We start from the raw sequence: 22646 nt of genomic DNA, 5'->3' as shown, positions 1-22646 counted from the left end.
TAAGTTACATTGAATATATTGATACCAATTGGATAAAAAAAAATTAATATCGAAAGAGGTTTCCAACCTGCAACAACTCAACGAACGGCAAACGCAGATTGACGAGAAGCTGGATGAGTTGATAACGCTTTTGGGCGAAAGCAACCTCGATAGCGAATCGGTAAAACACATTCAAAGCAGGTTTAACAAGGCATTGGATATCAGCGATATTAATAAAAATCAAATTCATGAATTTAAAAAAATAGATGAGCTGAGCGCTACCTCATCGCGCGAAGAATTACTGGACGAGTTTAGCGTACTGCTTACCAATAACCGCATTGATAACCATACCGCGCGTAAGTTTATAAGGCAGCAGCGGGCATCTGGCTTTGTGCTCATTATGATTGCAGTTGTAATGATTATACTCGGCTTTGCTATGATTATTATGCCTGCCCCCCCCTATTTCGAGATGTTTACCATCTACTATTTTAATCCGAATGATGGGGTAACTATAATGGATGTTATCTCTTTACTTATTATATTAGCGGGTGTCTACCTGCTAATAAAAACTGTTTACCAGAAAAACATTGCCCGATCACGATCATGATAACTACCGAGGTGCCTAAAAAAATACTGCTGGTTGATGATAATCCGCTGTTCTTAAAAATGTTGTCAAAAGCATTTAGCAAGGCCGGGTTTGAGTGTACTGTTGCCGAGTCGGCCAATGAGGCGATCCGCAAACTGGCAGCAGATTTACCAGATGCCATACTATCCGACTACCAGATGCCCAAAATGAACGGTATTGAGTTTAGGAAATATGTATTGAAACAACCTACATTAAAAGACATTCCCTTTATATTTCTGACCGATTTTTCTGACAAAGAACTCGTGAACACCGGCCTGGACCTGCATGCCATTGATTATGTAATTAAAGATACCCCGGTTAATGTTATTGTAGCCAAACTTAATAACCTGCTGGCCACCGTAAGCAAACAGCGCGAACTATCTGAGCTGGAAGTTAAAAAGGCGGCGGCAGCACTTAACATCCGTTCGGTACCACATAAAGCGCCGGATATTAAAGGATACGAGGTTAACTTCTGGCATAAATCTTTTCAGGATATTCCCGGTGGAGATTTTATTGATTTTATACAAGTAACAGACCGTTTTAGCTTTATCATACTGGGTGATGTGATGGGCAAAAAGTGGATGGCCTGGTTTCTGAGCTTTAGTTTTTTAAGTTACATCCGCGCAGCGGTAAGGTACGGAGTGCTTAGCCACGAATATTCTGTAGCCAGTATCCTCGAAAAGGTTAACCAGATCATTTGCGAGGATGAAGCACTGAAAGATATCCTTTCGAGCCTCTCGTTATTAATGGTCGACCATGAAAAGGGCCATGTAACCTATGCAGGTGCGGGCGACCTGCCCCTGCTGTATTATCAGGCTAAAACCAAAAAGTTTGAATCCCTGCGTTGCTCGGGCCTGCTGCTGGGCATGTTTACTAACGTCGAATATGATGAACAGCAAATTAACATGCAACCCGGCGACCAGCTTTTTATTTTTACCGATGGTATTATTGATTATGCCGTAGCAGGCGATACCAAAAGCGACTACAACCTGTTTGCAAAAAAACTGGAAACAATAACCGACAGCCGAAACTCGTTTGATAAACTCAAACAATTTTTGGTAAAACAACCGCCGGCATCACAGGTTGATGACGGTAGCATTATACATGTATACAAAACAGCCTAAAATGATCGATATTATTAAAAATCAAAGCAATTATTTACTGGTAGATGTTAACCTTAACGAAGCTAACATGGGCAACGCAGCTATCTTTAAATCAGAAATTATCAGCATGCTTGATCTGCACCACAAAAAGATCATACTAAGCCTGCACCAGGTTAATTATATTGACAGTACCTTTTTAGGGGCACTGGTAGCTGCATTAAAACATGCCATATCATTAAAAGCAGACATTGCCCTGGTTGGTTTAAAGAAAGATATCCACGACCTGTTGACACTGATACGCCTTGATAAGGTATTTAAGATCTACGATAGCTTTAATGATGCCACAAAAGAAGACTAAACATAGGAGACTATAACGTGCTTGTACAGGAATCCTTTAAATTTGGTACTTTAAGCAGCATGCCTGCTGATGCTTTGGAAGAGATGCTGGCAGTGATAAAAACCCATGTGCATGAAGATGCCGGCATGCATGAGTTGTTGTTTAAATCTAAATTTATATTAACAGAACTGCTTACCAATGCCATTAAGCATGCCAACACTAGCCAGGTTAGCTTAAATCTCGAAATTACTGATGCCCTTGTAAAGTTTGTTAAAACAGATTATGGTAACCCGTTTATGCTGCCGCAAATTAAAGATGAGCAGTTTAAAGATGCTTTAATTATTACTGCAGATGTAATGCACACGCTGTATGCTAAGCAAAAAGAAGAGCTTACTTATTTTTACTGTCACGAAAATGAAGCTCCATCCATTAATCTGGACAATGACCTCCCCGAACACTTCGGCCTGCTGATTATTACCAAGGCAGCCGACGAATTCTTTTACCATTTCGACGAGCAGAACCGGGCTAATACCTTTACGGCTACCATCAATCTTTAATTAACTCAAGTTGAGAAATAAAAAATTGATAAAATGTCCAAATATATGTAGTCAACTACATATATTTGGACATAAATAATTCGGCATGGAAAATACAATAACTATAAAACCCATTTACAACGATTACTGCGATAAGATCATAGACCTGATCTTATCCATACAGCAAAAAGAATTTGGATTAGCCATCACTATTAATCAGCAACTTGATCTGCTGGATGTGAAGACCAATTACCACGCGGGTGGCGGGAATTTTTGGGGCGCGTTTATAGGCGACAACCTGATTGGCACTATCGCGATGATTAATTGCGGGCATAACTCGGCTTGTATCCGTAAGATGTTTGTTAAAAAAGAATACCGGGGTAAGGAACTTGGCACTGCGCAACAATTGCTTAATACATTGCTGCAATACTGCAGCGAGAAGGAAATCACAGGTATATATTTAGGCACGGTTCATCAGCTAAAAGCCGCACACCGGTTTTATGAGCGCAATGGTTTTACACCGATAGCCCTTACAGATCTGCCACCCTATTTCCCCCTCATGGTTACTGACAATATGTTTTATCAATTGCATTTGGATAAACAAACCGCGCTATGAATGTTATCAACGAATTAGGCGTACTGGCCATTGCCACCCGTTTACAGCGCCTTGCCGAGCAGATACGCAAGGATGGCCTGCTGATCTATAAAGCCCATGGCCTGGACTTCGAACCTAAATGGTTCCCGGTAATTTATACCCTGCATGTTAAGCCTGTTTTGAGCGTGGTTGAGCTGTCTGCCGAGATCGGGTACTCGCACCCTTCCACCATAACCTTACTAAAGGAGCTGGAAACACAAAAACTAATAAAATCTGGAAAAGACAAAACTGACGAGCGCAAGCGCCTGGTGCAGTTGACCGAAAAAGGACAGGCGCTGATAACCCAGATGAAGCCTGTTTGGCAAGTAATGATAGCCGCTTCAACACAATTAACCGACACCCAAAACAACTTGATGAAAGCCATGGAAGAGGTAGAACAACAAATGGAGCTGCAAAGCTTTTACCAACGCGCTAAGGTTATTATGGCGGCTAAAGCATTGAGTTAGTTAGTCGATGGCCTTATTATGGCCATGCCTTGTTTTATTAAAAGTTTCAGTTCGGTATAGCCGGTAGCGTAAATGCTCCAGAAAGAATACTTGAGGTACTTATTCAGTTCGAAATAGCTGATAAATACCGCTATTAAAACAGGGATAGCTGTGGTTACAGCCACACCGTAAATATTGCCGAATACCTTAATACCTAAATAGTCGAAAATAATATTGGCAGCAAGCATTACCAGTACCTTATAAAAATTAACCTGCGGGCGGTGAATTACATCCAGCGTAAGGGCCGAGAAACGATCTGCTGGGTACAACAGTGCAAACGTCATAAAAAAGCGAAATACGTTGGCTGCTTCAGTGTGTGCGTATTTACCGCCACCTATTAGCCCAATGGCAAAATCGGCCAGCAGGCAAGCTATAATACAGGCAGGTATCAGTATAATGGTGAGCATCCCTATGTACTTCTTCATAGTCTGAATTACCTCTGCGCGCTTGTTCTGGTTATAGAAAGACGATAGCAGCGGCATACCCGTAGCAGCAAAACTCACCAATGGTACCTCTACCAGCTGCATTAAACTTTGGCCTAAGTTATAAATGGCCAATGCAGCAGGCCCCAGCATAAAGTTGATAATATAAGTATCAGATGTACGAAACATATTAGAGCTCAGCGTAGTACCCACACTGTATTTACCAAAATCATAGATTTCTTTAATGCTGCTTTTGGTACGTTTTGTAAGCGTGCTAATGCGCGACCAGCCCATGGCCATGGTATAAATACTGGTAATTAAATTAGATACCAGGTAAGAATACAATAAGGTTTCGAGGCTCATTTTGTGTATTACAATAAGCACTATAATAAACACAATGAACAAGCCACGGTTAACAAAACGCACATATAATAACTGATCGAACCTTTGCTCGCCCTGTAGTACACAGGTAGCCATAAACATGGGTAATGTAAATATATAAGCGAGGCCAAACCATTTAAGGAAAAGTAAAAGGCCTTCGTCTGCTACATAATGCATGGCAAATAAGGCAGGGATATTTAAGATGGCCAGTATGCCGGTAATTATCAAACCAACAAACCAGGTAGAACCTGCTACCTCAACGGTACGCTTTTCGTCAGACCCGGCATAAAATTTTATAAAAGCAGTGGTAATAAAACCAGAGCGAAAAGTATCGATCAATAAAAACGTAGCCTGAAAAAAGCCCCACTCCCCAGCCTTGGCTATTGGCAATGCCCTAAAGATGATTGCAGTGGTTATCATGCTTAGTACAATCATGATACCGTTACCGGCTAAGGAGAGAAAATGTTTATTTTTTATCGCACTAATTACTTTTGGCCACATCTTTTCGTTCAAATAATCGTAAAACAAGGTTAATTAAAATAAATCTATTTATTAGATATTAGCGTAAATTAAGCACCTTTATACATGGCGCAATTGCATTTTCCCGACGTTACTTTACTCATTACCCACTACAACCGCAGCAGATCGCTGGAGCGGTTACTTAAAACATTTGCAGATCAGCAATTTACCTTTGGCGGCATTGTTGTTTCTGACGATGGCAGTAAGCCCGAGCATGTATCCTATATTAAAAGTTTACATGAGCAATATCAGTTTAACCTGGTAACCACACCTGTTAACAAAGGCCTGGGTAACAATATTAACAAAGGGCAGGATGCGGTTACCACCCCATACACCTTGTACGTACAGGAAGATTTTGAACCGAAAACTGCTTTTGCCGAACATTTTATTGATGCGCTTAATTTTTTGCAGGCCGACCCGGGTTTAGATATCGCCCGTTTTTATGCCTACTTTACATATCCTTATACGAAAGCTTACCAAAAAGGATTTTCTGAAATGATATTTAAAGCTTCGCCATTTTATAGCAACCATCTTAAATTTTATGTATACAGTGATCATCCGCACTTGCGGCGCAGTAACTTTTTAGAAAAATTTGGCCGCTACCCCGAAGGTATTAAAGGCGATTTAACCGAATTTAAAATGGCGGCATCGTTTATACAACATAAAGGGCGCGGTTTGTTTTATGATGATTTTACCGGCTTATTTTACCAAAAAAACTCGTCGGACGAGCCAAGCACTATGGGGCGTGCCGGCTGGCGCGAAAGCAAAAACCCTTTGGCCTTAACCGCGCGTTATGTTTACCTTCGGTATAAATTATTGAAGTGGACTTACGAAGTATTGTATAAAAAGTCTTAATTGAGGCTGAACCCTTAATTGCGTTTATTCGTATTACCTATTTATTGATAAGCTTTTACTAACCCCTTGTTTTATATGGCGCAGCAGTTTAGTGCAGTCACTCTATTAATTACACATTACAACCGCAGCCAATCGCTCGAACGGTTATTGCAAACATTTGCGGCCCAGGAAATCAGCTTTGGCGGCATTGTGGTGTCTGACGATGGCAGCAAGCCCGAGCACCAGCAATATCTGCAATCTATTAAAGATAAATACAGCTTTAACTTAGTTACCACACCGGTTAACAAAGGGTTAGGCAACAACATTAACAAAGGACAGGATGCTGTAACAACCCCCTACACGCTATACGTTCAGGAAGATTTTGACCCGTATCCGGGATATGCCAAACATCTGGCTGATGCATTATCTATTATGGAAGAGCGCAAGGAGATGGATATTGTTCGTTTTTACGCTTACTTTAAATATCCTTATCTCAAACCTTATCGCGATGGGTATTCTGAAATGATTTTCAAGGCATGGTATCTTGGTTACCGTAAATTTCATTGCTACAGCGACCACCCGCATTTACGCCGTACTACCTTTTTCGAGAAATTTGGCCGTTATGCCGAAGGAATCAAAGGCGACCGCACCGAGTTTTTAATGGTACTATCGTTTTTAAAGCATAAAGGCAAAGGGATGTTTTACGAAGATTACAAAGGCTTATTTGACCAGATTAACACCTCAGACGAGCCAAGCACCATGACCCGCAGCGACCTGCGCCAAAGTAATAACATACTCATTGCAGCAGCCAGGGCTATATACCGCAACGTAAAACATACTTACGAATTGTTAACTTTTCCAGGGTAATTAAAAAAGCTTTTTTAATGATTAAGATTTTGCAGCATTAATAGCTGCATATATCGCTTTCACATTATTTTCCCAGGTATGGGTACCTGCAAAATCAATACGAGCCTGTTGTAAAGCAGAAGTGTTCTCTTCCAGCGCTTTGGTAATGATGGGGATATACTCATCCTTATCTTTTGCCAGGTAAACAAACTCGCTAAAAACGCTCATTGCCTCGGTTAGTGTAGCTACCGTTGGCTTGCCCATAGCCAGGTATTCATCTATTTTACGCGGATAATTACCAATGGTTACTTCGTTTACAATTTGCGGGTTAATACAAACATCAAAACCTGCAATATAAGCCGGTAACAAGTCGCCGGTTTTGCTGCCTAAAAAATGTACGTTAGGGTATCCATGCAGGTTACTGGCCGTAAATTCTCGATCCTCCGGCCCTACCAGCACAATTTGCCATTCGGGTTTTTGTTTTGCAATATGTTCCAGCAATTCTATATCCAGCCTGATGCTTTGCAGTGCGCCTACATAACCAATAATTGGCCCCTTAATACGGGCCAGGTCTTCGGGTACAAAAGCATTATTGAAACCGGTAAACAAGTTTAAATCGCAGCCCTGCCCTACGTAATACGAGTTAGGATTATATTTCCGGCAATAATTAGCCAGGTAACTCGAGTTAGCTACACATAAATCACTCTTGGCTATCAGCTGGGGCTCCAGGCGCGTACCGTGGAACTTCCAGTAATTAACTGCTATCATATTATCCCTGCTGTAATATATGCTTACAGCGGGTTTTAAAAGCTCCTTAAGATAAAAGCACCTAAAAATGTCGTTATCGTTAAATAGAATAAAATCTTTAAAACCCAGTTGCTTTACCGCTCTTAAAATCGATGATGCTAAACGTTTGTTGTTGATCTTATTTAAAATAGTGTGTAAAAAAGTATTAGGGATCCGGTTAATGGATTCGATCATTTCATCGGGATAGAGGTTCCAAATGTTATGCTCAACCGGGATCAGGCCATCAGCCCGGCCCTTAATTACATCTATCCTTTTTTTGATTTTTATTTCCTGCTTATTTTTAAGATAAACGGCACGGTCTAATGGCGAATTAACATACAGCACTCTATTATGCTTGCTAAATTCAATGGCTAAGTTTTTGCAATTACTGCCTATCTCAACATCCCAGGGCTGCTGTCCAACTATAATAATGTCCCTGTTAGTAATGAGTGTATTATTCATTTATGTTGATGCAGTATTATACGTTTATAGCAGGCACGATGTTGCTCTCGTTCAATTTCTTTAACTGCATCTCATCATCAAGGCGTTTAGTAATAGTCATTAATGCACAAAAAAGATAGAACAAAATATTGGATGGAAACTGCACCAGCGCCTCCTGCGGAAAGTTGGCTACATTATAAGTAAATACCACTAATGCCGCAGCCAAACAGTACGATTTCAGCTCAGGGTCTTTTATCGAATAAAAATTGTTGATGCCTGTTTTCATCATCACAAACATCATCGTACAAAATAAGATGAGGCCGAGATAGCCGTCCTCTACTGCAACACGTATGTAACCACTGTCGGGCGCAAAATCGCCCAAAAAAGATCCCGGTGCAAACTTTTTACCCCACTCGCCTACTGAACCAAGCCCGCCACCCATCGGGTGCGACAAAATATAAGGCTGAATCCTTTTCTGATTCTTTTTACGCACATTATACGAGTCGTCATTATTTGGCCTAAAGGCTGATTGGAACCTTACAATGGTTTGGTTACCGGTAGGGAAATTAATTAGTACAATAAAAAAGAACGTTGCTATGCACGAAAATATGAGCACTTTTTTATTGTAATTTAATATGGCGAACATAAAAAGGCCCGCAGGGATTAATACGTTTGCGCCCCTTGTGCCCGAATACAGCATAGCTACAAAGCAAAACACGATCATAAAGCCTGCAAATCCCTTTTTCCAGGTTTGAAACTTGCCGAATATGATACATACGCATAAGATACAAGGCATAGCCATATTGTAAGAGAATGCCACAGGGTCTGAAAATATAGAATACTTACGCCAATGCCCGTTAATAAACAAAAGCGCAATAAGATCTGGGGTATTCAGATACGCCATTTCAGAATCAGAAAAACCAATATACTCTTGCTTAAAAGCCCATAGCGCACCTATAAAGGCCAACCCGAGCCAAAGCTTATACAAAAATCTTACAAATTCGATGGTACGAACGTTGTACAAAAATATAAAGTAACTAAACTGTACAATGGCTACAGAACGCACCGTATAAACCCAAGCCAAGCGTGATGCAGCAGCCGGGTTAGCTACTTCTATTAAGTTGTAACCAACCCAAAGCAATATCATGATGCTTACAGGCCCTTTAAGTATTGCCCAGTTGTTTTCGCGTTTTTGCTTTACAACAAGTGATATCAGCAGTAATAATTGCAATGCATCCATTACGGTACCCAACGGCCCCGGCACGCCGATACGCCCCAGCTGAAAAAGGAAATAGGCCATTACCAGCAGAAATACGGTGCCAAATTTGGGATAGGCCACAACACAGTAAATTAAAGGGACAGCCACTGCTACAGCTACTACTATTCCGCCAAAGGTTATACCTCCTTCTGATACGCCGTAGGCCATAATAATAGCGCAACCTACCAACAGGGTAATCCCCATTGGGCTGTACAACTTTTGAACCATGAAAAGTTGATGAAGCGTTTCTTTAAAGCTTTTTTTGCGCTTGGGCACAACTGTATTGCTTACTGCTGAAAGCTGTTCTGACACCTAAAAAAATAATATTTTAAAAATTAACAGGTATGTACTCAAAAAAGCAACTACTAAAGCTACTATACGGGTTATCTTATCGGTTTTGGCCTGTAGTTTAGCGGCAATTTCATCCTTGTAAACTACCTTTTCAGATGGGTTAATTCTCATGATTAATGTCCTCCTCTGCTGTGCTGTGGTAATAATGTGTGGTAGCTACCGAATGCTTGTTAGCTTTACGCACTTTAAGTAATGATAACACCTGGTAAAAAATAAATTTCGGAATGTTAACCAACGACTGGTAAATGCGTTTATCGGTATCGGACTTGGCCAGCGAAAGGTAAAAGCCCAGCACAAACACAATAAAGGCAAGCAGCCATATAATAACGGCCATAGCGCTAATAAATATGTTTGCTACCATAAAAAATGCCGATATAATTAAGAATATAAATAGCGGCGGCCGCAGTAATACCAACCCAAATACAAACTGGTTCCAGCTTCCTTTAAATAACAACCCAAAACCCAGGCTAAAATAACGAAACCAGGTATTGATCCAGCGTGAACGCTGTTTAACCAGCTGATCGCTTTGTGTCGTCTTTTCGTCATACACCACGGCATGTTCTGCAAAGGCAATGCGCAGGTTGCGGCTTAAAATAGCATGTTGCAGTACTTTATCAAAACCGGCACCGGTTACATCCAGATGCTCCAGCGAATCGCGGTACAACTGGGTGGTAAAAGCCATGCCAGAACCCGCCAGTGTAGCCGATGAACCTACACCGAATAGTATTTTACCATCGTAAAAATGGTAATAAATATCGCGCGCCGCATCTAAACGAGCATAGGTGGTATTTAGATTCTTGGCGTCACGCACTCCCTGCACAGCCTGAAAACCCGCTGCAAAGTAAATATCCAACTGGTTGAGGTATTCGGGGTCGGTAAGGTTATCGCTATCAATAATGGTAAGCCTGCTATGCGGACGTTTAAAGCGGTTTATGGCATAAAAATGCGACCGAGTATTGCTTGACAATGTTTCTTCGGGGCGAAGTATAATTACCCGCTCATCATCAAAATGCAAGCCCGATACATCGCATTTATCGGCCACTACATAAATAAGGTAATTCTGGTAATTGAGTTTTAGTAATGAATTTACTACATCGGGTATGGCGGTAACCTGCTCGTACGCCGTTACAATAATGCCATAGTCGGCATCTTCGGTTTTGTACAAATTCGTGGCTAAAGGCTTCTCTTTTTTAACTGTTGATATTAGATACAGCAAAAAAGGCAACACCAGGTTGTAGCCAATAAGCACTTGTAAAACAATCCATACATAGCTTATAATAACCATAATATAACCTATTTAGCTTTAGTGGTATCAATCAGTTCGTCTGTGGTAACCATATTCATTACCCAGCCAATAAATTTGTGTCCAAATGTTTGCAGATACTCCAGGTTAAGCTGCTGCGGCTCTTTAAAGCTTTGCCCGGCTTCAAAAACAGTAAGTATCCTATCGCTAAACAAAGTCCACTCTTTTGATTTGTTGAGCGTATCTAAAGCAGACGCCTCTACAATAATAATATCGAACGCCTGTTTCAGTTCTTCTATTTTGGCGGTCACTACATCATGCGGTGCAGTTTCCAATACAGATATATCGCCACCTTTATTACCCAAGATAGCGATGTTAGATGCCGAAGATTGCAAGGTAGCTGCAGTTGCATCACTTTTTAAATAATCTTCGAGATATACTTTAGGCTTAACTAAAGCTGTAATGCCCGAGTTTGTAAAGTTACCGTCTATCAGTAATACATTTTTATTAATGGCTGCAAAAGCATAGGCCAGGTTCATGGCCAAATAGGTTTTACCCTCGCCATTGGTAATACTGTTAATCAGTAATACCTTATCATTTTGCAACTCGCCTTCTACCTCAAAACGGATAGATTGCAGCAGGTTGCGAAATAACCTTACATCAGCATTCTTGTCCCTGTCTGTCCAAACCTTATTCAAATCGATGGTTGCGCTCTGTAATAAATTAAGATAGCCAATAACCGGCACTTTGGTTTTATTAGCCAGATCGCGCGGGCTTTTCAGCGAGGAATCTAACAGGAACAACACAAAGAATACCGCGATACAAAATACAAAACTGATGATACCACTTAAGATAACCAATAACATCTTTTTAGATGGTGCCGCCATACCCGGCATGGCATTGCTAACCTGTTTTAACCGCACCGTAAAGTTAGACTCCAGGCTAGTTTGATTATATTTTTGCAACACATCCAAATACTCCTGGCTGGCAACAGTTATCGCGCTTTCATCGCCCTGTACAACAGCTTCGTGCGGCACAAGGGTGTGCAAACGGTCATTTAAAGCACCCAATTGCTTTTGGATAGACCCAATGCTGTTTTCCGCCAATTGTTGCTGTATCTGCATCGTCAGCTTTTGTGTAATCAGGTTCTGTTTGGTACTTAGGGGGTTGGTAATATACTTGTCTGACGAGTTATTGACCATACCTGAAATGACACGTCGCAGCGAATCTATCTGCCCTTTGTATTGCGGGTTAAACCCACTCTGTACATACTTTTGGTTTAACGTTTGGAGTTGCGCAGTACTGTTTACAATATTTTGATTAACCTTTACCATGGCACTTTCCATGTACTTCCGGTCGTTAGGATCAAACTGTTTGTCGATATCGTTAATAGCGCCCTGGTAAGCAATCGCATCCTTTTTAGCCTGATCTAGTTTGGTTTCAAAATCAGAGATCTGCCCGTAAAGTGCCCTGGCTTGCTCGTTAAGGTTAAATACACCGTTCTGTATTTTGTACTGTTTTAGCGCATCCATTCGCTTGTTCAGGGTATCCTGTTTGGCTTTTGCCAGGCTGCCTAAAAAGTTAACCGCTTTAAGCTGATTATCTTTTAGCATGAAGTTAAAATAATCAATAACTTCTTTACAAAGTATGTTTACAATAGATGCCGCCAATTCCGGGTTATCGGCATCCATCTGCACCTGTATAAAATCGCTGTTATCGGCACGGTATACAGTCAGCGTTTTTAAAAGCGCCTGATCGTCGTAATGCATCGAACCCATTAACTTATATAAGCCCTGCTGGTCGGGGTCAAACAAAGATAATTCCTGCCGTTTTTTATACAAACCGGTATATACTTCTATGGCATGTTTCTTAGCAGATTCATTTAAACTGGCCATTAATTTACTAGGCGTTCTGTAAGGCGTTTTACTGCCCAGATCGTGGATCATCAACTGGTACGAAACCTGGTCGAGCATCTTTTTAGAACGGGTGATTGCAATAAGGTTATTAAATTGCTGATTAATGTGCGCCTCCTGTGGGGTTTCTGTATTAAGAGATTGCTGGGTTTGGTCAACTATCCCGGTAGCAATTTCGGCCTGCGAACTAAAAGTATCCGGCTGATTTCGCACCAAAAAATAGGTGATAATAATAGCCACTAATGGAATAATAACAAGGGTATATTTATGTTTACCCAGTAATGTAAAAAAACCTTTTATTTCCATTTATTTGATGCTTTCAAGTTGTTGTCCAACTAATTCTTCCAGATCAGCCCTTGCAGAAAGTAAACCGGCCTCGGCCTGTATGCGGGTTTGATTCCGGTCGGAGTAGGTTACCTGTGCCTTATTATAGTTATCATAAGTTTCCTCCCCTTTCTCAAACTTATATCTTACACTCTTCATTATTTCCTCTGCATCTTGTGCAGATTGCGATTGAAGTTTTAATTCGGCAATACGCAATATGTAGGCGTAATATCTTTTTTTAATCTCTGTGGTTAAAGTCAGTAAATACTCATCACGATCATTATTGGCAATCATCAACTCCTGCCTGGCTACTTTAACGGCATAAGGTTTCTGTAAAAAGTTACCGAGGTTAAAAAATAGCCCAACCTGTATACCATTAAAATAGCTATAGTTTGATCCTGTAGTTGCTGTACCGGGTGTAGTGCTCACTATAGTTGAACTATGTGGCTGATAAACGTATGAAAAGGTAAATGCATCTAAATAAGACGCCCTGGCCTTGCTAATATTTTGCTGGGCTATATCAATATGGTTTTGTAAACTTTTTACCCTTGGGTAATTGGCTTTGGCTGTTTCAATAAGCTTTCTTAAATAGGCAGTATCAATATCTGTAATAATGCTTGATTGCGCTTTGATTGGCCGGCTAACAGATAGTAAAGCAATAACGGATAGTAAAATATAAACGGGTGTCTTTTTCATTAACAAGCGGGTCATCTTCCGGTAAGCATTAATACTTCGGCCTCTAAAATTAGATAAATCATTTAATACGGCAAATATTACAAGCCCTGTGAATATACAAGTTTACGATGTGTATCATAAAAAAGTTTTGCGAAGTAATAAAATATTAAACTCCTAAGAAAATGGCTAATTACCTACCCACTAAAGCAGAGGCAATTAAGCCGCTTACATAACGACGGCAAGTTTTAAGTATCCGTAAAACTTATAGCTCTTAATTTCAATCATTTTTATTCATTTTAAAATATGCTGATCTACTTTTTAATTAACATATGCACCTTTTTATGTATAACTACTATCATGCAAAAGGTAAACAGTACTTGCACTAACTTGTTTATTATTAAATGGTGATTAAGTAGTATAGTGCTGCCTTTAACCTAAAATTGCCATAAAAGTGGTCTTCTGATTATTTTCAAAAAAACTTTGCAATAGTAATTTATAAGCTTACTTTTGCATTCCAAATCGGGATGTAGCGTAGCCCGGTATCGCGCCACATTTGGGATGTGGAGGCCGCAGGTTCGAATCCTGCCATCCCGACTGATAACCAGTCAAACCGGTTTAAAAACCCGCAAATTAGTCTAATTTGCGGGTTTTTTGTTTTTTATTCTACCAATAAACCCCAATCCATATCAAAGAAGTTGTGAGCAATTGCGTGAGTGATTTTAGTTTTCTAAATTCGCTCACTGGTATTGATATAAGTATTTGATTGTCAATTATTTATATCATTTAATTTGATTCTTTTTGAGCGATTTTGCTTTTCTTTTCCGTGAGCGATTTTGACCAAAGGCATCAATGAATATCAAGTAACATTAAAATTGATTGATATGAGAAGCACGAGCACATTTGGTATCCAATTTGTAATTAGGTTACCTAAGCAACAAAAAAACGATCAGGCCACTGTATTTGCCCGTATATCGGTAAACGGCAGACGGTGTGAAATTTCCTTAAAAAAGAAAGTGAACCCTGAACAATGGGACGATGCCAAAGGCAAGGCACGAGGCACCAAAGAAGAAACCCGTAAACTCAATGAACATATCGAACGGATACGGACATTGATCGCGGACAGTTACCACCAGTTGGTACAGCAAAAGAAAACCGTTACGGTAGATGCGGTAAAGGCGTTATTCCTGGGTAGCGATCAAAGCGAATATACTTTAATCAAGTTAGGTGAATACCATAACCGGGAAATGCAGGACAAACTGGCTAAAGGCACCATGAAGAACTATTATACCACACAGAAGTATATCGGGAAGTTCTTAAAGGACAAATGCCACCGCGCCGACATTAGCCTTACTGAGCTGAACTATAAGTTTATACTTGACTTTGAAAGTTACCTCAGCCACCACCAGCCTAAAGACCACCAAAAGCCGTTGACGAACAACGGTATTATGAAGCACATGGAACGGCTTTGTAAAATGGTGACTATGGCCGTTACGATGGACTGGATAGAAAAAGATCCTTTTGCCAAATACAAATTGCACTTTAACAAGGTAGAACGATTTTATCTGACCAAAGAAGAACTGGCCGCAATGGAGAAGAAAAACTTCCGTATAGAGCGTTTACAGACCGTTAAAGACCTATTTCTTTTTAGTTGCTACACTGGCTTAGCGTACATAGATACGATGAACCTGACGGCAGCTAACATCGTTAAAGGCATAGACGGCGAAGACTGGCTGTCTACCAGCAGGCAGAAAACTGATATCGATGTACGCGTACCGTTGTTGCCGCATGCGGAGGCACTGATCAAAAAATATAAAGAGCATCCGAAGGCACTAAACTATGGTACCCTTTTCCCGGTGATCTCCAATCAGAAAATGAATGCCTATTTAAAAGAGATCGCCGATTTGTGTAACATCAATAAGGATATCACTTTTCATATTGCCCGGCATACATTCGCTACTACGGTCTGTTTAAGCAATGGTGTACCGATAGAAAGCGTGTCCAAGATGCTGGGGCATACCACCATCCGTACCACACAGACCTATGCCAAAGTGGTTGAGCGTAAACTAAGTGAGGATATGGCGAATCTGAAAAGGCGGATGCAGTCCTAAAAATTTATACCATAGCATTGACGGCATCAATGCTATGGTATGTATAACAAATGTAAATGGTCTGACTACTTTCTAAATTTACGAAGCTCTTAGATTTATTTAATTGCAAAATATGTGATCCTGAACCGTGCTATCCGGAGAACAAAGCAGGTGAGGTAGCATTAACTGTACGATTCGCCAAGATGAAACTGCCATAATGAAGCGTAATGGGAGTTTAGGGCTACAAGCGTTTTGTGATCACCCCGTTCAAGGAGTTTCCCATTCTTAAGTACCAAAATTTCATCACAGTGTTTTATGGTTGACAGTTTATGGGCGATCGTGATGATCGTTTTATTTTGGCCTTTGAACCACGCAAGCGTATCATAGACCTTTTGCTCACTTAAAGGATCGAGAGATGACGTTGCTTCGTCCAAGATCAAAATCTCAGGATTTCGGTATAATGCCCTGGCAATAGCTAAACGTTGTTTTTGTCCACCCGAAAGATTCACGCCCTGCTCACTAATTGTCGAATGATAATGATCCGGCAGGTTTTCCACAAAATCATTAATTCCTAATAATTTACATAAGCTCAATATTCTCTGCATATCAGGCTGGTTATCACCCAGAGCAATATTTTCAATTATTGTTCCCGCAAATAGATCAATCTGCTGCGGAACAACACTAATGATTTTTCGTAAACTATCATTGTTTACATGTTTGAGATCAAAGCCCCCGATGGTAATGCTTCCTGTGGTAACAGGATATAGATTTTGCATCACTGAAAGCAAGGTTGACTTTCCACTACCACTTTCACCAACTATTGCCGTATTTTGATTTAACTTGATCGTTAAACTAAGGTTTTCGAAAACCATTTGCCGGGTTCCGTATCTAAAACTGACATTGTTAAAATTTATATCACCCAGCATATCAGGCATTAATAAAATTTTATCTTTATCATACTTTTCTGTTTCAAGATCGATAATTTCAAAAAGCCTATCTGCTGCTATAAGTGCATCCTGAACATTTTTGTTAGCACTTATGAGTGAAGAAGCTGGCCCCGTGAAGTAACCCACCAATGCATAAAAAGACAATAATTCCCCTGGGGATAATTCCCGTTGCACAACAAAGTAGGCTCCTGCCCAAAGTATCGCAATTGTAAATAAGCGATTAAAAAAATCGGAGGAATTGTTTAGATATAAGCTATTAACAGAGCTGCTGTAAATCGTTCTTAACAGTTTGATGAAGCTGTTCTCTGTCTTACGATTGGCATGTTCTTCTATTCCAAAACGCTTAATGGTTCCGGCTGAATTAATACTTTCCACCAATTGAGTTTCCAGTTCAGCACTGTTTTCCATCAGCTTTCTTTGCCATTTCTTATTTGCTTTGTTGCTTAACCAATAAATTATTATATATACGGGGATAATAGCAATGATGATTAAAGCCAGTTTCCAATAATAAATGAACATAATACTTATTGAAAAGGCAGTAATAAGGACATTAACTATCAGATTCATTGCGATGTCATTGATAAAAACCCTTATTTTTACCGCATCATTAACTCTGCTAATAATTTCACCCACGCGCATCGTATCGAAAAAATTTTGCGGAAGTTTTAGCAGATGTTTATAATAACCAAGTATCAACTGTGCATCCATCATTTGGCCCGTACGCAGTACGAGCAGTGACTTGATTTGGTTAATAACGGTCTGGAATACAAGTAAAACCAGCATTCCGATACTCATCATATTGAGAAGCCGGGTATTCCCATCTATTAAAACAAAATCTACGATCTTCTGGACATAAATGGCAGTGCCTAACCCAAGAATTGTATATATTATTGCTCCTAAAAGCGCCTGGATTATTGCTGATTTATGGGGGGCCAACAGCGACCAGAACCGTCTGAGATTTGAAGCTTTTTCAGAGCCTTCAGTAAAATTCTCATTGGGCAACAGAAGTATAATAACTTTTGTCCATTCTTCATTAAAACTTTTCAATAATACATTATGAAAAGCCCCATCTGATGGGTCCATATATTTAATTCGCTTTTTGCTGACTTCGTAAACTACGACATAGTGCTGTAGCCCGTTTTTTAAAATCAAATGGACTATAGCTGGAAGAGGTATTTTAGTGAGGCTTTCCAAATCTCCCCTTGCTGCCGTAGCATTGAATCCTATTATTTTAGCAGCTTCCAGTATTCCTAAAACATTCGTTCCTTTTTTATCGGTGCCTGCGTATTGACGTATCCTGCTTAAAGGTAAATGCAGCTTATGAAAAGCCGCTATAGAGGCCAGACAGGCTGCACCACAATCTTTAGTGTCTTGCTGTTTTATTTTAATTCCGTTTCGCATATACACTATTTTTTAGATGGGGCGGTTGGATTTAGCCAATCATCAATATCATCCCATAATAATTGCCAAAGTGTTCTGTTTCCGATAATAAACCGGGCCTGAAAAGATAAACCTTTCTTTAATGCTCCTTTAAAACCATTTTTAAGGCTTAATTGATTTTGGTCAAATTGACATCTGACCTTAAATAAGCTGGAATTATTCACCATCGAAAAGTCATTATCTATAACCAAAACTTTTCCGGTTAATATCCCAAAGTAGTTATAGTCAAACGCATCAATTTGAAAGTGTACTGGCTGGCCTATTTTTATCAAGCCAATGTCTTTCGTTGACACGTAACATTCACCTAATAGTCTTCCATCGGGTGATATGGTGCATAAGGTTTCGTTTGCTTGTAAAAGCCCCCCAGAATACAAAGTGTTAATTCCTTGTAATGTGCCAGAAACAGGTGCTTTAATATCATAATATGAAGCATCATTATTTACCTGGTTACGTTCTTCTTTGTATTGAGAAAGTTCAAGTTCATACTTAGCTAAATCTTGTTGCCAATTGGTTTGTTGTTCTACAACGAAAGCTTTGTAGCTGCTGTTGGTTTTATCAAATTGAACCTGCGTATCGAAAAATTCTTTTTGTGTGATCACCTTTTCGTTAAGTAAAGTCGTATTGGTACCAAGTTCTTTAGTAGCTTTTTTAAGGGTAGCCTCTTGATCACTTTTTTGATGTAAATAGTGACTTAGTTGCTCTTTATAAAGGGGCGACGATAATTCATTCACCAGGGTTTCGTTAGGCTCCGCTGATGTAAGTAATTTCAGGTCGTGTATAAAAAGATAGTGTTGATTTATTTGAAAGCGGTTTACAATTCTTTTGCCTGCTGTTATCCGATCTTTAATCTTTAGCAGAACTGCTCCTTTTTTAACAAAACTTCCCTCTCTGTAATAAAGGGTGTCTATTATACCCCCAACTATTGCTTTTACTTCCGTTCTTTCCTTCCACGGACGGATTATTCCTTGAGACGTTACCGCGATTGTGGTGTGTACAAAAGGTAAGGCACAGATACCGGAGACGAGCCCGGCTAAGATGACCCAATAGATAATGAAAGTTGTTCTTTTTAGTGGTGAAAGATAATATATTTCAGTGTTGACCAGTTGATCATTTGATAAGATCATAGTGTGATTTGGATAGGTATAAGCACAAAAGCGGCTAACGCATGTCCATACTTAGTTTTTAAAGAAATAAGAATAATATATTGCCCCTGGTAGATTTATCAGACAATGAATCATTACAGCATATAAAAACCCATTCTTTACCCTTATGAAGCCTAATAAAAACCCCATGGCCATTTGAGGCAAAATGAGCAGCGGATAAATTAATAAAAGGCTAAGTTTCAACGGCGCAAAATTCGCGATATGAATCAATCCAAATGCAACTGAAGATCCCCAATACAATAATTTAAAATGGTTACTCCGAAACTTTTTCAGTACAGTTAAATTAACCACACCGAAGAATATAGCGCCTAAGAATATAGCTGAAACTAAATTGTGAAAAAATTCACCGTTGACCCCGGAATAAATGGAGATACCTTTTACTTTGGTTATGATAACCCAGCTTGCAGCAATGATGCTAAGAAAAATGAAACCCTTTCTTCCTGTTAACCATAACCTGAAAACTGTTTCTTCTATTATTGGTGCCAATAGCGCAATGATTGCTAATGAATAGATACCCAGAGATTTTTCAATGTTTTTATTCCTGATATTAATAAGATCTATAGAAAAAAAGTACTTGATGATCTGTATGACTCCAGTAACCGGAATCATAATAACAGTGGCAGTTATTAAATAAAATGCTAAAGAATAATAGATGTCAATTATTCCATTTCTAATTTTGGTTGGTCTGTAGAAGGTATTTTCAGGACATTTTGCAAAAGTCCAAAGTTCACTAAAAAAGTCTTTCATTAATTTTATGAGGGTGTATTTATAAAGTGAGCCGTTTAATTTCAAATTACTAACCGGTTCAATTTCACTGTATAATGTAATGTCAGGATAAATAAAAATAGCGTTTGATTTAGGATATTAATTTTTAAAAGGCTTATTTAATGATTTGAATAATCGGAATATTCTAATCGTTCATCTCATTAAATAAGCCTTGGACAGATTTTATAGTCTAACGTTAAAGCACGAAAGCTGTATAAAGAAAGTCTAATAAAGTCACCCCATCGAAAATTTTTCTTACATATTTTCCAGCGGCGTATCCAGCGGCGTAATCACCGCCGTCAATTTTCATTGCATCATCAAATGAGATATTTTCAAGTCCCATTTGAGCTAAGTTTAATTGTGTGTTCATCGTTTTAAGTTTATGCGACATAACTCAAAGTGGTTATGAGTGCCTGGTATAAATAAATGAAACCGTTGTTATTTCCCGTATTACCGTGCATTAAACCATTGGTGTCTCCACCGTTGATCTCCATACATTCTGCGGGTGATAATTGAACTATGTTCAACTTCGCAAGTTCGTTATTTTTCATCAAATAAGAATTAAAGTGCCTTTGCAACAGTATAAAGGAAGTCTAACAAACCAACTCCATCTACGATCTTTCTAACATATTGCCCGGCAGCATATCCAGAAGAATAGTCTCCGCCGTCAATTTTCATGGCATCTTCAAGCGAAATATTTTCAAGGCCCATTTGGGCTAAGTTTAATTGTGTATTCATCTTTTTATAAATTAAAAATTAAGCGAAGAAACCGGCAACGAACCCAACTACAGTTGCGCCTGCGTTGTAAAGGTAAATAAAGCCATTATTTGAACCTGTGTTACCATGCATTAAACCATTAGTATCACCGCCATTGATGTCCATGCATTCTACGGATGATAATTGAACCATGTTCAGATTCTGTAATTCTGTATTTTTCATAAGAGTTTAAATAAAAGTCCCTACTTATTTGCGATGCGCATGGGTTTCGGAAAAAGGCCCATTATCAAGTTTTGGCCAAAAATGATATGTATTGTTTGCTTAATCTACTAACCCAAAGGCACTTTACAAAAAATTTACTCGAAAGTCATTAGCACCTTGATGAACAATTCTATTTGCATGACGAAAAATAGAATTGTATTTAAGACGCTTATAACTGTAATAGCCAACAGTCAAGCCGGATCTTGATAGCTGCGTAAATACGTCAGAGTACACCCTTTATAAATACCAGTTCACCATAATATTCTTTATTTTTGATATGTAAAGTGGCCTGCCTATGTTTTTTCATCACCTTCCAAACTTCAGCCCCTACTCAGGTCATATCTATGACGCGCTAAGGGTTCCATTTATTTGTAAAAAGGATGGCAATTTCGGGCGGGACGATAAACGTTTTGACCTAATGGACAGGGAGGGGTACCTGCCATTCCGGGAAATGATCCGAGGGGACACCGCCTATTTTATTAGTGATGCCGACCTCTTTGATTTCTTAAGCATTAAGGAAAGTACCATAAACAGCTATGATATTCATGGTTGCCCCGGCTGGAATCTGGAAATGAAAGAACGGTTTACGGAGCAGTTTATCAGCGGCTATGACGAGGGCATCGTAGATTTTGAGCGAAATCTCGGTATTACCTATACCGCATTGCCACATGAACAGCAATTACCTTATTTAAGGACGTACTGCCTGTACTGCTTGGACTTTCTTTTTTTTGAGGGTGATCTGAACGAAGCACTGTTTTATAACCTGGGCTACTTGCAAGCCAATGTGTACCGGGGATTTGTGGAGATCAATCACCTACTGGCTCTTTCGCCGGATACAGGCAGCGCTATCCGTATGCATTTTGAAAGTTATTATAAAGGCAAGGAGATCGTTAGGCGAAACAAACCCACCGAAGAAAAAAGGGAGGAACCGGAAGCTAAACTAACGCCGGCCATTGCAGAGGAAACGGTAAGTCAACGCGTTACAACAGCACCGGAGCGCATAGAACTCTTATGCGATATTGAAGAGATCAAAAAACTCTGGCTGGTGCTGACCGCGCCCATTAAAACGAAGAACGGCAGCGAAGCCGCTGTATTCAGTACCGCAGAACTGACCGGATTTTTAGGTTCGGTTTTTTCATCCGGCGCATTTCCCAATGCTTTTAAGGCACACCAACCACAGGCCCCCATGCTGACATCAAAGGGCGATATGCGCAATGTCCTAAATGCCCTGATGTATGCCAGCTACAACATTAACCGCGAATATAACCGCAGTACCAACCTGGTCCATTACGCCGCCATCTTAAAACATCACTTCAGCGTGTTTGCAGGCTCCGGTATAAACAGCATTAAAAGCGTAATGGCAACCTATTCCCCCAAAGGCATAGCGATACTCAAAGGCAGTAGTACCGATAACCCCCATATCGAGGAAATGCTAAGCATCCTTAAAAAACATAAATTATTACATTAATGTCATTGCAATCCTAAGCTATACTTCGCTATTCCTTTGTATCCATCAACGCAAATGTTATGGACAAGGAAAAAATCTTATTTAC

The 22646-nt window shown here is 39.7% G+C and carries 23 protein-coding genes and 1 tRNA gene; 11 read left to right on the top strand and 13 right to left on the bottom strand.

Annotation, left to right across the window (positions count from 1 at the left end):
- Positions 1-28: 28 nt before the first annotated feature.
- The 6 genes from RG47T_RS06655 (at position 29) to RG47T_RS06630 (ending at position 3681) form a co-directional block, all read left to right on the top strand.
- The gene (locus RG47T_RS06655) at positions 29-586 is read left to right on the top strand and encodes a hypothetical protein (protein WP_074488697.1); all 558 of its coding nucleotides are present in this window, start codon (positions 29-31) and stop codon (positions 584-586) included.
- Entirely contained in the window at positions 583-1728 is a 1146-nt protein-coding gene (locus tag RG47T_RS06650) for a SpoIIE family protein phosphatase (RefSeq protein ID WP_074488696.1), read from the top strand. The genes RG47T_RS06655 and RG47T_RS06650 overlap by 4 nt, the downstream gene beginning before the upstream one ends.
- Position 1729: 1 nt before the next feature.
- Positions 1730-2065 carry an STAS domain-containing protein gene (locus RG47T_RS06645; RefSeq protein WP_074493191.1) on the top strand — a complete coding sequence of 112 codons (336 nt, stop codon included), beginning with the start codon at positions 1730-1732 and terminating at the stop codon, positions 2063-2065.
- 17 nt (positions 2066-2082) lie between these two features.
- Complete coding sequence (locus tag RG47T_RS06640) at positions 2083-2601, top strand: ATP-binding protein (protein WP_139235644.1); 519 nt, start codon at positions 2083-2085, stop codon at positions 2599-2601.
- Positions 2602-2686: 85 nt separating this feature from the next.
- Complete coding sequence (locus RG47T_RS06635; protein WP_074488694.1) at positions 2687-3196, top strand: GNAT family N-acetyltransferase; 510 nt, start codon at positions 2687-2689, stop codon at positions 3194-3196.
- Positions 3193-3681, top strand: coding sequence for a MarR family winged helix-turn-helix transcriptional regulator (locus RG47T_RS06630; RefSeq protein WP_074488693.1), 489 nt, complete (start codon positions 3193-3195; stop codon positions 3679-3681). Before RG47T_RS06635 ends, RG47T_RS06630 begins: the two co-directional genes overlap by 4 nt.
- On the opposite strand, the gene RG47T_RS06625 is transcribed toward RG47T_RS06630, so the two are convergent.
- Positions 3678-5024, bottom strand: a complete 1347-nt coding sequence (locus tag RG47T_RS06625; protein WP_074488692.1) for a lipopolysaccharide biosynthesis protein — start codon at positions 5022-5024, stop codon at positions 3678-3680. The genes RG47T_RS06630 and RG47T_RS06625 overlap by 4 nt on opposite strands.
- Before the next feature lie 84 nt (positions 5025-5108).
- Here RG47T_RS06625 and RG47T_RS06620 point away from each other — a divergent pair, with 84 nt between their 5' ends.
- A complete protein-coding gene (locus tag RG47T_RS06620) occupies positions 5109-5897 on the top strand; it encodes a glycosyltransferase family 2 protein (protein ID WP_074488691.1) in 789 nt (262 codons plus the stop codon).
- Positions 5898-5972: 75 nt separating this feature from the next.
- Positions 5973-6743, top strand: a complete 771-nt coding sequence (locus RG47T_RS06615; protein WP_074488690.1) for a glycosyltransferase — start codon at positions 5973-5975, stop codon at positions 6741-6743.
- Between the two features lie 21 nt (positions 6744-6764).
- On the opposite strand, the gene RG47T_RS06610 is transcribed toward RG47T_RS06615, so the two are convergent.
- From RG47T_RS06610 to RG47T_RS06590, 6 genes are all read right to left on the bottom strand, one after another.
- Positions 6765-7970 carry a glycosyltransferase gene (locus RG47T_RS06610; RefSeq protein WP_074488689.1) on the bottom strand — a complete coding sequence of 402 codons (1206 nt, stop codon included), beginning with the start codon at positions 7968-7970 and terminating at the stop codon, positions 6765-6767.
- A 16-nt stretch (positions 7971-7986) separates the two neighbouring features.
- The gene (locus tag RG47T_RS06605; protein ID WP_083627541.1) at positions 7987-9435 is read right to left on the bottom strand and encodes an O-antigen ligase family protein; all 1449 of its coding nucleotides are present in this window, start codon (positions 9433-9435) and stop codon (positions 7987-7989) included.
- A gap of 84 nt (positions 9436-9519) precedes the next feature.
- Complete coding sequence (locus tag RG47T_RS25995) at positions 9520-9669, bottom strand: hypothetical protein (protein ID WP_171972490.1); 150 nt, start codon at positions 9667-9669, stop codon at positions 9520-9522.
- Positions 9659-10843 (bottom strand): glycosyltransferase, encoded by a 1185-nt coding sequence (locus RG47T_RS06600; RefSeq protein WP_074488688.1) that lies wholly within the window; start codon positions 10841-10843, stop codon positions 9659-9661. The genes RG47T_RS25995 and RG47T_RS06600 overlap by 11 nt, the downstream gene beginning before the upstream one ends.
- A gap of 8 nt (positions 10844-10851) precedes the next feature.
- Entirely contained in the window at positions 10852-13020 is a 2169-nt protein-coding gene (locus tag RG47T_RS06595; protein WP_074488687.1) for a GumC family protein, read from the bottom strand.
- Positions 13021-13734 (bottom strand): TolC family protein, encoded by a 714-nt coding sequence (locus RG47T_RS06590; RefSeq protein WP_171972489.1) that lies wholly within the window; start codon positions 13732-13734, stop codon positions 13021-13023.
- 499 nt (positions 13735-14233) lie between these two features.
- Here RG47T_RS06590 and RG47T_RS06585 point away from each other — a divergent pair.
- Positions 14234-14307 (top strand) — tRNA-Pro (locus RG47T_RS06585).
- A 287-nt stretch (positions 14308-14594) separates the two neighbouring features.
- On the top strand, positions 14595-15821 hold the full coding sequence (locus tag RG47T_RS06580; RefSeq protein ID WP_074493187.1) for a site-specific integrase: 1227 nt from the start codon (positions 14595-14597) through the stop codon (positions 15819-15821).
- A gap of 161 nt (positions 15822-15982) precedes the next feature.
- On the opposite strand, the gene RG47T_RS06575 is transcribed toward RG47T_RS06580, so the two are convergent.
- From RG47T_RS06575 to RG47T_RS06555, 6 genes are all read right to left on the bottom strand, one after another.
- On the bottom strand, positions 15983-18148 hold the full coding sequence (locus tag RG47T_RS06575; RefSeq protein ID WP_074488685.1) for a peptidase domain-containing ABC transporter: 2166 nt from the start codon (positions 18146-18148) through the stop codon (positions 15983-15985).
- Between the two features lie 5 nt (positions 18149-18153).
- Positions 18154-19311: an HlyD family secretion protein gene (locus RG47T_RS06570; RefSeq protein ID WP_074488684.1), complete on the bottom strand. Its 1158-nt coding sequence runs from the start codon at positions 19309-19311 to the stop codon at positions 18154-18156.
- Between the two features lie 51 nt (positions 19312-19362).
- Positions 19363-20097, bottom strand: coding sequence for a CPBP family glutamic-type intramembrane protease (locus tag RG47T_RS06565; RefSeq protein WP_074488683.1), 735 nt, complete (start codon positions 20095-20097; stop codon positions 19363-19365).
- A gap of 214 nt (positions 20098-20311) precedes the next feature.
- Positions 20312-20506 (bottom strand): hypothetical protein, encoded by a 195-nt coding sequence (locus tag RG47T_RS25990; protein ID WP_074488682.1) that lies wholly within the window; start codon positions 20504-20506, stop codon positions 20312-20314.
- Between the two features lie 170 nt (positions 20507-20676).
- Positions 20677-20853 (bottom strand): hypothetical protein, encoded by a 177-nt coding sequence (locus RG47T_RS25985; protein WP_171972487.1) that lies wholly within the window; start codon positions 20851-20853, stop codon positions 20677-20679.
- A gap of 18 nt (positions 20854-20871) precedes the next feature.
- Complete coding sequence (locus tag RG47T_RS06555; RefSeq protein ID WP_074488681.1) at positions 20872-21054, bottom strand: hypothetical protein; 183 nt, start codon at positions 21052-21054, stop codon at positions 20872-20874.
- Between the two features lie 334 nt (positions 21055-21388).
- On the opposite strand from RG47T_RS06555, the gene RG47T_RS06550 reads away from it, so the two are divergent.
- On the top strand, positions 21389-22561 hold the full coding sequence (locus RG47T_RS06550) for a hypothetical protein (RefSeq protein WP_139235645.1): 1173 nt from the start codon (positions 21389-21391) through the stop codon (positions 22559-22561).
- The last annotated feature ends 85 nt before the right edge of the window (positions 22562-22646 follow it).

The sequence above is a fragment of the Mucilaginibacter polytrichastri genome (assembly GCF_001911425.1).
Lineage (GTDB): Bacteria > Bacteroidota > Bacteroidia > Sphingobacteriales > Sphingobacteriaceae > Mucilaginibacter > Mucilaginibacter polytrichastri.
This window is presented reverse-complemented; position numbering and strand designations above follow the sequence as displayed.

Excerpts from the sequence above, each read along its gene's own strand:
- RG47T_RS06570 (WP_074488684.1), bottom strand. The coding sequence starts at position 19,311 with ATGATCTTATCAAATGATCAACTGGTCAACACTGAAATATATTATCTT.
- RG47T_RS06565 (WP_074488683.1), bottom strand. The coding sequence starts at position 20,097 with ATGAAAGACTTTTTTAGTGAACTTTGGACTTTTGCAAAATGTCCTGAA.
- RG47T_RS06550 (WP_139235645.1), top strand. The coding sequence starts at position 21,389 with ATGTTTTTTCATCACCTTCCAAACTTCAGCCCCTACTCAGGTCATATC.
- RG47T_RS06635 (WP_074488694.1), top strand. The coding sequence starts at position 2,687 with ATGGAAAATACAATAACTATAAAACCCATTTACAACGATTACTGCGAT.
- RG47T_RS06600 (WP_074488688.1), bottom strand. The coding sequence starts at position 10,843 with ATGGTTATTATAAGCTATGTATGGATTGTTTTACAAGTGCTTATTGGC.
- RG47T_RS06605 (WP_083627541.1), bottom strand. The coding sequence starts at position 9,435 with ATGGTTCAAAAGTTGTACAGCCCAATGGGGATTACCCTGTTGGTAGGT.
- RG47T_RS06625 (WP_074488692.1), bottom strand. The coding sequence starts at position 5,024 with ATGTGGCCAAAAGTAATTAGTGCGATAAAAAATAAACATTTTCTCTCC.
- RG47T_RS25990 (WP_074488682.1), bottom strand. The coding sequence starts at position 20,506 with ATGTCGCATAAACTTAAAACGATGAACACACAATTAAACTTAGCTCAA.
- RG47T_RS06645 (WP_074493191.1), top strand. The coding sequence starts at position 1,730 with ATGATCGATATTATTAAAAATCAAAGCAATTATTTACTGGTAGATGTT.
- RG47T_RS06615 (WP_074488690.1), top strand. The coding sequence starts at position 5,973 with ATGGCGCAGCAGTTTAGTGCAGTCACTCTATTAATTACACATTACAAC.
- RG47T_RS06620 (WP_074488691.1), top strand. The coding sequence starts at position 5,109 with ATGGCGCAATTGCATTTTCCCGACGTTACTTTACTCATTACCCACTAC.
- RG47T_RS06650 (WP_074488696.1), top strand. The coding sequence starts at position 583 with ATGATAACTACCGAGGTGCCTAAAAAAATACTGCTGGTTGATGATAAT.
- RG47T_RS06555 (WP_074488681.1), bottom strand. The coding sequence starts at position 21,054 with ATGAAAAATACAGAATTACAGAATCTGAACATGGTTCAATTATCATCC.
- RG47T_RS25985 (WP_171972487.1), bottom strand. The coding sequence starts at position 20,853 with ATGAATACACAATTAAACTTAGCCCAAATGGGCCTTGAAAATATTTCG.
- RG47T_RS06575 (WP_074488685.1), bottom strand. The coding sequence starts at position 18,148 with ATGCGAAACGGAATTAAAATAAAACAGCAAGACACTAAAGATTGTGGT.
- RG47T_RS06595 (WP_074488687.1), bottom strand. The coding sequence starts at position 13,020 with ATGGAAATAAAAGGTTTTTTTACATTACTGGGTAAACATAAATATACC.
- RG47T_RS06580 (WP_074493187.1), top strand. The coding sequence starts at position 14,595 with ATGAGAAGCACGAGCACATTTGGTATCCAATTTGTAATTAGGTTACCT.
- RG47T_RS06610 (WP_074488689.1), bottom strand. The coding sequence starts at position 7,970 with ATGAATAATACACTCATTACTAACAGGGACATTATTATAGTTGGACAG.
- RG47T_RS06630 (WP_074488693.1), top strand. The coding sequence starts at position 3,193 with ATGAATGTTATCAACGAATTAGGCGTACTGGCCATTGCCACCCGTTTA.
- RG47T_RS06590 (WP_171972489.1), bottom strand. The coding sequence starts at position 13,734 with ATGAAAAAGACACCCGTTTATATTTTACTATCCGTTATTGCTTTACTA.
- RG47T_RS25995 (WP_171972490.1), bottom strand. The coding sequence starts at position 9,669 with ATGAGAATTAACCCATCTGAAAAGGTAGTTTACAAGGATGAAATTGCC.